The sequence below is a fragment of the Moorena sp. SIO3E8 genome (assembly GCF_010692445.1).
Classification (GTDB): Bacteria; Cyanobacteriota; Cyanobacteriia; order Cyanobacteriales; family Coleofasciculaceae; genus Moorena; species Moorena bouillonii.
Genome location: NZ_JAAHHM010000192.1, coordinates 1 through 9,774 on the forward strand (window position 1 = coordinate 1; position 9,774 = coordinate 9,774).

At 42.7% G+C, this 9,774-nt stretch carries 12 protein-coding genes; 3 read left to right on the forward strand and 9 right to left on the reverse strand.

All coding sequences use genetic code 11. From position 1 onward, the window contains the following. Nucleotides 1-180: 180 nt before the first annotated feature. Nucleotides 181-312 carry a hypothetical protein gene (locus tag F6K46_RS35735; protein ID WP_293067178.1) on the reverse strand — a complete coding sequence of 44 codons (132 nt, stop codon included), beginning with the start codon at nt 310-312 and terminating at the stop codon, nt 181-183. A gap of 104 nt (nt 313-416) precedes the next feature. Between F6K46_RS35735 and F6K46_RS35740 the strand changes: the two genes are divergently transcribed. From F6K46_RS35740 to F6K46_RS35750, 3 genes are all read left to right on the forward strand, one after another. Next, nucleotides 417-1,016, forward strand: coding sequence for a Crp/Fnr family transcriptional regulator (locus F6K46_RS35740; RefSeq protein WP_293067181.1), 600 nt, complete (start codon nt 417-419; stop codon nt 1,014-1,016). A gap of 623 nt (nt 1,017-1,639) precedes the next feature. Further along, nucleotides 1,640-2,203 (forward strand): calcium-binding protein, encoded by a 564-nt coding sequence (locus tag F6K46_RS35745; RefSeq protein ID WP_293067184.1) that lies wholly within the window; start codon nt 1,640-1,642, stop codon nt 2,201-2,203. Nucleotides 2,204-2,540: 337 nt separating this feature from the next. Further along, on the forward strand, nt 2,541-2,930 hold the full coding sequence (locus tag F6K46_RS35750; protein ID WP_075903767.1) for a response regulator: 390 nt from the start codon (nt 2,541-2,543) through the stop codon (nt 2,928-2,930). 194 nt (nt 2,931-3,124) lie between these two features. Here the strand turns inward: F6K46_RS35750 and F6K46_RS35755 are convergent, their stop codons facing one another. From F6K46_RS35755 to F6K46_RS35790, 8 genes are all read right to left on the reverse strand, one after another. Further along, on the reverse strand, nt 3,125-3,298 hold the full coding sequence (locus tag F6K46_RS35755) for a hypothetical protein (protein WP_293067187.1): 174 nt from the start codon (nt 3,296-3,298) through the stop codon (nt 3,125-3,127). Nucleotides 3,299-3,316: 18 nt separating this feature from the next. Next, entirely contained in the window at nt 3,317-4,240 is a 924-nt protein-coding gene (locus tag F6K46_RS35760) for an NAD(P)-dependent oxidoreductase (RefSeq protein WP_075903765.1), read from the reverse strand. 180 nt (nt 4,241-4,420) lie between these two features. Continuing rightward, on the reverse strand, nt 4,421-5,212 hold the full coding sequence (locus F6K46_RS35765) for a 6-hydroxymethylpterin diphosphokinase MptE-like protein (RefSeq protein WP_293067191.1): 792 nt from the start codon (nt 5,210-5,212) through the stop codon (nt 4,421-4,423). Nucleotides 5,213-5,293: 81 nt separating this feature from the next. Then, a complete protein-coding gene (locus tag F6K46_RS35770) occupies nt 5,294-6,028 on the reverse strand; it encodes an SDR family oxidoreductase (RefSeq protein WP_293067194.1) in 735 nt (244 codons plus the stop codon). Between the two features lie 11 nt (nt 6,029-6,039). After that, the gene (locus F6K46_RS35775; RefSeq protein ID WP_293067197.1) at nt 6,040-6,972 is read right to left on the reverse strand and encodes a phosphoglycerate dehydrogenase; all 933 of its coding nucleotides are present in this window, start codon (nt 6,970-6,972) and stop codon (nt 6,040-6,042) included. Nucleotides 6,973-6,975: 3 nt separating this feature from the next. After that, on the reverse strand, nt 6,976-7,692 hold the full coding sequence (locus F6K46_RS35780; RefSeq protein ID WP_293067200.1) for an acylneuraminate cytidylyltransferase family protein: 717 nt from the start codon (nt 7,690-7,692) through the stop codon (nt 6,976-6,978). 42 nt (nt 7,693-7,734) lie between these two features. Continuing rightward, nucleotides 7,735-8,400, reverse strand: a complete 666-nt coding sequence (locus F6K46_RS35785) for a cyclase family protein (protein WP_293067203.1) — start codon at nt 8,398-8,400, stop codon at nt 7,735-7,737. Beyond that, nucleotides 8,363-9,343 carry a glycosyltransferase family A protein gene (locus F6K46_RS35790; RefSeq protein ID WP_293067205.1) on the reverse strand — a complete coding sequence of 327 codons (981 nt, stop codon included), beginning with the start codon at nt 9,341-9,343 and terminating at the stop codon, nt 8,363-8,365. The genes F6K46_RS35785 and F6K46_RS35790 overlap by 38 nt, the downstream gene beginning before the upstream one ends. Between the last annotated feature and the right edge of the window lie 431 nt (nt 9,344-9,774).

Consider the following 9,774-nt stretch of genomic DNA (forward strand, 5'->3'; position numbering starts at 1 on the left):
CATTCCGGCTAATTGCTTCGAGTCTTTGCCTTTGCTCTGTACTCAGTGCAATCTTGTCCCGTCTTCCTCTACCCATGGTTCTCACCGCTCCCTGGCTCTATTACACTATTTTAACATGGTCACTCCACTAGGGTGCGTTATTAAGGGGCTGCATCTCATTGTTGCAATTAGGCAAAAAATCTAATAATATTCCCACACTTCCCACACTTCCCACACTTCCCACACTTCCCACACTTCCCACGCTTCCCCTTCTGTTTTACAACTATGAGATGCACCCCCGATCTTCCTACTCCTAGTTGCTGCCTGGGACATTTTCTGTGTTCAAGTTCTGATTTTTTGCGATCTTTTCCAACAGACATTCCCAAAAATGATTGCTTAAACTATTCACATGTCCTGCCGTACTAGAAGCCTTATTGATGAATCTATTGAAACCTGAGAGCCTTCCCCCTGCTCTAAGTCAGGGTGTCATCTTCCAGAATCTGGTTGCTGAACAGAAGCTATTCTACCAGGGAAATTCCGCATCGTCTTTTTTTGTAGTGGAAACAGGGCGATTTAAAATTGTTCACTACACTCAATCAGGGAAAATGGTTACACTCCAGGTGGTTAGAGCCGGTGAGAGCTTAGCTGAAAGTGCTCTTTTCTCAACGGTCTATCCTTACACAGCAATTGCTAAAGTAGCTTCACGAGTAATTGTTTATCCCAAGCAACGTCTTTTGTCAAGCCTTTGCCTTTATCCTGAGTTGGCAGAGAATTTCATGACCATTTTGGTTAGACACATTCACTCCCTCAGAGTCCGTTTAGAGTGGCGAGAAATTCGGACTGCTCACGAGCGGGTACTTCAATATCTACACTACTTAGCTCAGTTCCGTAATCAAACCGTTCTCAGCTTAGACCAACCCTTCAAAGAAATTGCTGCTGAGCTAGGTTTGACTCCCGAAACCGTATCACGAGCTTTGATGCAACTGGAGAAAACAGGAGCAATTACTCGTAAAAGGCGTTTGATTACCTTAATTTAAAATTGAAACTTGAAAATTTAAAATGGTTAATTTTCAAGAGTCAATTAACCATTAAGCATTAACCCTTGCCGTGAATATGAAGTGATTCACGGGACGAGCTATTACCTGTCCAAAACTTGATTTGAATCAAGTAAGTCTAATTTGTTTCTAATTTTTATCCTTGACTAATAATTTATAATTGCTTACTCTAACACTTGATTTTAATCAAGCAAGTCTAACTTTTTTCTAATTTGTTTCTAATTTTTATTCAAGTATAAAAACTTATAGTTAATATCAAGTCCGGTTAAACACTCATCCAAGCAGGTAGTAGTTACAACTGTTTACTCATAGTTAATTGTTGATGGTAACGTCCATTAATTCCCATTAATTCCCCTTAAATACCATTAACAATTAACGATTAACAATTAACGATTTACCTGAATAAAACCTGATTAACCGAGATCTTGCACCATTGTCATTAATCGTAGGGTGGGCAGTGCCTACGCGCTTTGCAAGCTTCATTATCTGTCTGGTGCACTGCCCACCCTACATCAACCAAGCTTATTGAGAATGGTGCAAGATGTGAGATTAACCGGACTATTACCTGTTAGACCAAATTCAAGCTAAAACAAGGAGACAATTAAATGGCAGCAACATTAAGTCCAGGTAGCACAGCTCCGCTATTTATAAGCGATTTTGAGGGTGCAATGTTTTTTGATAGCCCTCAAGAGGGTGGAGGTGTATTCGCCGTAGGACAAGAAGATCAAACTAACATTTTTATTTTTGGCGACGGTAATGATGTAGCAGCTGGCGGCGATGAAGTAGATATAATCATGGCTGGAGCAGGAGACGATAACATCCAAGGTGCTGGAGGAACTGACTTTGTCTTCGGCGGTCTGGGAGATGATATTGTTCGAGGCGGCTTAGGAGATGATGTTGTTGTTGGCAATGAAGGATCCGATGTTCTGATCAGTGGCGGCGGCAGCGATATCTACGAGTTTTTCGCAGATCAGTTCTTAGAAGGAGACTTGGATATTATCCTCGACTTCGAGGTAGGAAGTGATGCGATCGTAGTTGTAGGCAGCACTGATGTAAGTTACGATGCCTTCACGGGCTTTTTATCGGTTGATGGATCGGAAGTTGCAGTATTAAATAGGGGGTTAGATATAGACGTCTTTACCAGAACCAATTCCGCTGTAGTCTTCTAAAGTAGTGTTCTAAAAAAGTTTTCCTCAGATGCAAGGGTTGTGTTTTAAACAGTGAAAAGACTGTTGGCTTGATCAGGTTTTTATACAGGGTATTATTAGCTTCCGGCAACTAGAACAACTCCAGTATGTCCCCATTGCCTTTTGGTGTGGGGACTTTTTTGTCGTACTTTAGCTACAGCGACTTTCACATCCTGTCCGCTTGAATACTTATCTCTTATAAATTAATAAATGATTAAATACCCTAATGATTTACCAGCAAAGCATCCGGAATACCTGACTTGATCAAGTAAATTACTTGGTGTAGAAACAGGTAATGCTTTAGCCAGTAGACTACTCTATGACTAAAAAAATCTTGATCGTTGATGATGAACCTTATATGAGACTCCTGATCGAGCAAACCCTGGAAGACCTGGAAGATGAAGGGGTAGAATTACTCACCGCTGAGGATGGTGAAGATGCTCTAGAGCAAGTTAAGTCAGAGCAACCTAATCTGGTATTTCTGGATTTAATGATGCCGAAAATGAGTGGGTTTGATGTCTGTAATCAGATCAAAAATGTTCTGTGTATGAACGATGTTTATGTGATCATGCTAACGGCTAAGGGACAAGAGTTTGATAAACAAAAGGGCAAAGAAGTCGGCACAGATATGTACCTCACTAAACCCTTTGACCCTGATCAAGTCTTGGAAAAATCTCAAGAAATACTTGGTATCACCGCTACTAGCTGAAAGTAGGACAGATTAGGGTAATGGCTAATGGCTGAGGTACTTTTGTTCTGGGTTATAGGGAGTAGGGAGCAGGGAGCAGGGAGCAGGGAGCAGGGAGCAAGCAAGAAAATTTAGATGTACCTCACGCTTACTAGGAAACGCTATGATGGGTAATTGGTATTGGTAATTGTGCCAAATCCCTAGCTATCACCAATTTACCAAAAACTCATGTACTGTCCCGGCTTAAGTGGATAGCGAGATTTGTTAAAGCCATCATCCTTCACCTTTTGATATGATGTCCGGATAATTACCCTTAATAAAAATCTCCCCATCTCCCCATCTCCCGCGCCCCCGCCCCACACTCCCCACACTTCCCACACTTCTCGCACCCGGATCCCACACGTTTATTATGGGTATTCAACCGGATTTGAGATGAGTTCGCCGTAGGCACGGATCATGGCTTGAGTTCCCTGTTCACCTCCTGTACCAGTGTCAAGTTGTTGAACAACTTTGAAAAGACGGTCAGCTAATTCAACTCCAGCTAAATCCAGACTAGAAGACTGGAGGCTTTCTAGTACAAGCCTGAGGTCTTTGACCATGTGCTTAATCATGAAACCAGGCGCAAAGTCAGACTCAGCGACTTGTTGCCCTAAGTTGGATAACGCCCATGACCCAGCAGCACCTGTGCTACAAACCTCAATAACTAAATTAGGGTCAATGCCTTGATGTTCTGCCAACTTCATTGCCTCGCATAGGGCTACCATATGGACAGAACAAAGCACCTGGTTGCACAGTTTAACTGCTTGACCGCTGCCTACCGGACCGCACAGGCGAATGGTTTTGCCAAGAATTTCCAGTAGGGGTTTACACTCCTCGAAGTCCGTCTGCTCGCCTCCAAGCATAATGGTTAGGGTACCATTTTTGGCTCCGATATCCCCACCGGAAACTGGTGCATCGAGAAAACGTAGGTTGTGCTTCTTTAGTTCCCCACTGATTTCCTGGGCTGCATTTGGTCCAATGGTGGTGAAATCTACAATTAGGGTACCGGGTTTGGCATACTCAGCCACTCCCTCAGCTCCCAGCATAACCGCTTCCACATCTGGGACATCCCCCAAGCAGGAAAAAATTATGTCAGCTGACTCGACAGCTTCCCGGATCGATGACACTACCTTGGCTCCAGCATCAGCAGCAATCTTGACTCCTGGACGATCGGGGGTGCGATTCCAAGCCATAGTGGGGTAATTACTGGTGGAGTAATCACTACGGGCAAGATTGGCTGCCATATATCCACCCATAACGCCGAGACCAAGAAAGGTAAGATTACTGTTCATGCTGATTCCATTAAGTCCGCTTATAATATTCTTACCTAAAAGAAGACAGGAGTTTGAAAGCTCCTGTACTTTAGTCGGGGGATGAAAAACGACTCGGCGAAACGGTAGTGGTACACAATTCGTGATTTTAGCTCCTGTTACCTTGACCAGACCAACGCCTACATCACTACATCTTTACCACTACTTTTTTTTACACATATCTAAAGCTTGTTCAAAGGTAATTTTTGGAAAAATTTGTAGTTTACCATCAACTGTAGCATCATAAATCTCTCTACCAGATCTATTAAAGTTAAATCGAGCCATATGATAGGCTAATTCAGAGCCTTCTAGGTCTGGCAGATGCCATTCTTTATTTCCAAAATACCCAGGAGTAAAATGGTTTGGATCATCTCCTTTTAGGAACTGTTTTTCGTTAGGATTACCTACAGCAGTAAAGTTATGATCGACTCCTATCAAGAAAATTCTCTTAAAGCCCATATAGAATGCTAGCTGCATTGCTACATAAGTTACAGTGTATCCTTCGCAAATTAACTTCGATGCATCTGTCTGAAAAACGAAAGGACTACCTGCTGTAAATATTTTATAAATATGATCCCTTTTATCTACCACATTATCAGCGGCTCTAGCTGATAAAAAAGATGGACAATTTAACTTTTCAAACTCTCTCGCGCTTTGCTCGATTACCAAATTGTTTACGGCAACATGATAGCTAATATTTAAATTAATTTTTTCAAAAATTAAGTATATTTTATTTAATCCAAACGTATAATAAGTATTCAGTAATGATAAATCAATTTTATTAAGGGAAAGACCATTACCAATAATAAAACAGTCCTCTTTTTTATGAATTTTTTTAAATTTTAAAAGGCGCTTAGACTCATTAAAGTACCATTGAAGGTACACTGGATCTGAGTAATTATTAAGATACTCAACAATTGAATCTCTTGCTACTCGTAATTTTTTTTTAAGCATAATCAATTCAGCCGTAAAAGGGCTAATTAGCTGGTTAACTAGTTTGGGCTTTAGATATGCGAATAAATCTTTATTGTTAACCTATATAGGATCGTGTAAACGTCCTCCAATGCCACCATCAACGCTTAAAGTTGCACCGGTTATGAAACTTGCTTCAGGCAAAGATAGAAACAATGCCACTTTTGCTACTTCTGCTGGTTCTGCAATCCGCCCTAAAGGATGCATTTGAGACAATTTCTCAAACTCTTCCTTCTTCCCTTCAAACCCAGCCATTAACATTGGTGTCGCTACTGCTGCTGGACAAATCGCGTTTACCCGTACTTTCTGATTGAGATCCACTGCCATACTTCTAGTCAAACCCACCAAAGCTGCCTTACTGGTTGCATAACACACAAACCCAGGCTTGGTAAGGCTGGCGTGAATACTGGCAATATTTACTACTGAGCCGACCGCTTGTTCCAACTCCGGCAGGAATGCCTGAGTTAACACAAAAGGAGCTACCAGATTAACATCTAGTGTCTGATGCCAATCTTCTACTGTGAGTTGGTTTGTGGGCTTGAGGATTTGCACTGCTGCATTGTTAATCAGGGTAGTCAAACCTCTGCTTTGCAAGTGCGATCGCACTTGCTCAACAATTTCTGAACAATAAGCTGGATCACTGCACATTTTCTGCAAATTGCCGACAATCATAACATCGCAGGATGCAGCGGCTGACACTACATCAAGACCAATCACAAAGTGATTAGCTTCTTTAAAAACCTGGCACAAAGCTTGCCCAATGCCACCCGCAGCTCCAGTAATTAAAGCAGTTTTCACGATCTCAATTCCTAGGCACATCCAAGAAAATCAAATAGCAAATGCATTGCCTGATAACTAGCACGACGCACAGCATCCACCGTATTAGAAGCATTATGGGAGCCAAAAATACACTGTTCAAATTGGCGTAGCGCAGATGCTTCCGGTAATGGTTCCATTTCAAAAACATCTAAGGCTGCCGAATGCACCTGTCGTGAAGACAATGCCTCCACCAATGCTGCTTCATCAATCAATGGACCTCGGGCAACATTGATCACCCGTACCCCTCGCTTTGCCTTAGCTAATGTTTCTGAATTGAGCATATGACGATTTTCATTTGTTAACGCACAGGTCAGCACAATCAAGTCGGCTTCTTCCAAGCGTGCGGGCCAAGCAGCAGGTTGTACTGCTTCTAATCCCTCCACTGCTTGGAAATAAGGATCGTAAGCAATTACCCCCATGTCAGCTGCTAACAGCCGCTTCGCCGTATTGCGCCCAATATCCCCAAACCCAACTAAAGCAACCGTCTTATCCCCTAGAGAAATGCCTGCTGGTTTTAGCCATGTTCCTGCTCTAACGGCTCGGTCAATCATGAAAGTCTGTCGTGCTAGGGCAATTACATAGCCCATGGCAATATCGGCTACTTCCGCACCAAACATACGAGGGGTATTTGCTACTAAGATACCATTATCATTCGCTGCTGTAAAGTCCACATTATCAACCCCAACACCCCACTTTACTGCTGCTTTTAGCTTCCCAGATTTCCCGTTCTCAAACACTTCGCGAGTGGCAGGATCATCGCCAATAATCCAACCGTCATACTGAGGAATGAGGGACTTTAGTTCTTCCACAGATAGGGTTTGCACTACTGGAGGACAATCAACTTCAATGGCTTTTGCTGCAAAAAGTGGTTTGAATTCATCCATCAAACCTAACATGGGTGGACAGGTAATTAATACTTTCATTGCTTATGCCGCTTGTACAACAGAAGAAGGATAGAGATACTGGGCAACTGCTTCAGCCATTTGCCAGTCCACTTGATCGTCAATATCAATCGACTCTAAGGGAGGAGTTTCAAACATCATAGGTTGCTTGCCAATCCTAGCTTGGGTGGCAGCGAAACTTAAAGGTGTAAAAATGTAGAGATTAGAATTTTCTTCGTACCAGGGTTCCAAGTCCTGAGTTCTAATTAGGTTATTGGGATTGTGGTTAATGGCAGAACCATCTTGACGGTAGAAGCGAGTTTGGAAGCGATTAACTGTAAATAGCGAATCAGCAGTTCCCCTAGCCCTAGCCTCCAGAAACTGCTGAAGTGCCTTGCGAATTGTTGTCGCACTGAGGAGGGGATTTGTAGTGTGGGTCATCAAGTAAATATCGGCAGGTTCATTTGCTATGTCATCTGCCAGAATCCGGTTCATGCTGACGAAATCACCACACAATTCTGGTTTGCGATCGCGAATCTGAACTCGATCTGAATCGACCAATCCGTGTTCTGCCAGAATAGAGCGAGCATCTGTATTTATAATCACTTTTGAAACTTCGTTTAGCTCAATAAGTGCATTTAAAATCCACTTGAATAAAGGGTTACCATTCAATAGCTTAAAATTTTTACCCTTGACTCGCTCGCTGTTAGCTTTCATTGGCAAGAGAGCAATAATTTTCGGTTCAGTATTCAAATAATTCATTAAAAACTAATATCTAAAAATTTTGTAGCAAAATGTAAATACTTAGTCAGATAAGTTACGTAAAACTACCCTAGCTGGAGCTCCTTCTACTCCCTTGAGCTTAATTGGTAAACATAACAACTCATACTTTCCAGTTGAAATATCCGTTAAATTCAAGCCTTCAATAATAACAACCTCGGATTTTAGCAGAATTTGATGAGTTTCCGGACCATCATAAAAACCTTGGACTGACAAATAATCCACCCCAATTAACCTAATTCCCCGTTCAACTACCCATTCAGCGGCATCTGCTGTGAGCGCCACAAAGTCCGGCTGAAATTCCCGCACTTGCGATCGCCACAGCCGAGAGTTCCGCGTGTGCAAAAGCAAACGCTGTGTGTTGGCAGGTAGAGTTAATTGCTTTAATACCTCTGCGGTGATGACATCCACATCATCGGGCACAACTACAACGTAAACCTCTCCGATTAGAACATCCAGAGGTAGCTGTTCCACACTTTGTCCCCCTGGGATGAAATGCATTGGAGCATCAACGTGAGTCCCCGTATGTACACTAAAATGCAGTGTTGTATCCGTAGCAATATCACCATGTTCTAAATCGAGGTGACGGTGAAATTCAATTGCTGGGCTACCTGGCCAGGTGGGAAGGTATGGCGATACGGGTACTGAAATGTCAATATACTTGCTCGGAGGATTGTGCAGAGGAGCCATAGTCAATGAGTCGTCGATTCTCATAAGAAAAGGTGTTCTGGTAACGTGATAAGCTGCGTGGATAATAAAAGGTTTGTCGCAGGCGGTTGCTCACTAGTCCCCTTTGCGCAAAGCCTTGGTAGGTACCCCAGAATTGCATTAAGCGGAATATAGGAATTGATTGCAAATTTGGCTTGAAAACACCGTCATGCCATGCATGATAGTAGTCACTGACAACATTTGTGGTGAACAGGCGCAAAAAATCCCAAAAATGGAAGTGTTCTTGGGGATAAATCTGTTTAAGAGCAATGGCTTCTCGTCGATAGCGGTTGTAAATGCGTTTAGGGGTTTCCTCATGAACATGAATAATTTCAGCTGCGGGAACGTAAGCAATGCGGTAGCCTAGCGGCATGATCCGTTTTGCCCAGTCCAAATCCTCTAAGCCTGTGAGGGTTTCGTCGTAGGGAACGTCTTCCCACAATGATCGCCGGATAGCAGCATTAGCATTGTTACAGAAAGGATAGTCTTGATTCCTGACATGAAGCGACTGATCGGGAAACCAAGTAGCAAATATCTGGTGTTCTGAATACTTGGTTGTTTTGTTACCGCGTTGTTTTCCGTAGGTTAAAGCAATCTTAGGATCTTTAAAGGGAGCTAACAGCTTTTCAATCCAATCTTGGTAGATGGGATAAACGTGAGCACTGGCAATAACGATGAATTCCCCGGTGGCAGCCTGACATCCAAGGTTGAGTGCTCGGCCAAAGGAAAACTCTTCCGGTTTGATGGATAATAGTTTGACGGGATAGCGGGATGCAATGGATGGAGTGGCATCAGTAGAACCTGAGTCAACAACAATGATTTCTACATCTTGGATTGTCTGCTGCATAATCCCACTGAGCAGACGACCAATGTGTTCTTCTTCGTTATAGCAACGAATGACGATAGAGAGATTATGGGTACTCATACCAAATCCGGTTATTATAGGCTGATTACAAAAATTACCAAAATTCGCTCTGGGCAAGGACTTTGTGTTTTTTTTGAATATAGCCTTGGTAAAGCGGATTTGGTATCATTACTAATTCAAAAACTCAATTAATTGTATAGCAGTAATGAATCTGAGCATCTCTTTTTTGCTCCCAAGCAACTGAATAACCATGTCTCAAGACAAAATTATGAACTTCATCGGCACTAGTGCAGCGCGGTAGAAATGCTTGAGCAGCTGCGGATAATGGTGAAACAGAAGGATGAACCGCTGACCCACTCGATGCTCAGCTCATCCGATTACACTCTTCACAACTAGGCTATGCCTAACCCCCATCCCTTGAGGATGCAATGAGCACGGTAACAGTGAACCAGCTGAGGGCATGATGTCTTCTCAAAAAAAGGAACTAGTTC

What these genes read in the sequence shown, in the direction of transcription:
- F6K46_RS35765 (WP_293067191.1), bottom strand. Translation starts at nt 5,212, where the DNA reads ATGCTTAAAAAAAAATTACGAGTAGCAAGAGATTCAATTGTTGAGTAT.
- F6K46_RS35745 (WP_293067184.1), top strand. Translation starts at nt 1,640, where the DNA reads ATGGCAGCAACATTAAGTCCAGGTAGCACAGCTCCGCTATTTATAAGC.
- F6K46_RS35785 (WP_293067203.1), bottom strand. Translation starts at nt 8,400, where the DNA reads ATGGCTCCTCTGCACAATCCTCCGAGCAAGTATATTGACATTTCAGTA.
- F6K46_RS35750 (WP_075903767.1), top strand. Translation starts at nt 2,541, where the DNA reads ATGACTAAAAAAATCTTGATCGTTGATGATGAACCTTATATGAGACTC.
- F6K46_RS35740 (WP_293067181.1), top strand. Translation starts at nt 417, where the DNA reads ATGAATCTATTGAAACCTGAGAGCCTTCCCCCTGCTCTAAGTCAGGGT.
- F6K46_RS35735 (WP_293067178.1), bottom strand. Translation starts at nt 312, where the DNA reads ATGTCCCAGGCAGCAACTAGGAGTAGGAAGATCGGGGGTGCATCTCAT.
- F6K46_RS35780 (WP_293067200.1), bottom strand. Translation starts at nt 7,692, where the DNA reads ATGAATTATTTGAATACTGAACCGAAAATTATTGCTCTCTTGCCAATG.
- F6K46_RS35775 (WP_293067197.1), bottom strand. Translation starts at nt 6,972, where the DNA reads ATGAAAGTATTAATTACCTGTCCACCCATGTTAGGTTTGATGGATGAA.
- F6K46_RS35790 (WP_293067205.1), bottom strand. Translation starts at nt 9,343, where the DNA reads ATGAGTACCCATAATCTCTCTATCGTCATTCGTTGCTATAACGAAGAA.
- F6K46_RS35760 (WP_075903765.1), bottom strand. Translation starts at nt 4,240, where the DNA reads ATGAACAGTAATCTTACCTTTCTTGGTCTCGGCGTTATGGGTGGATAT.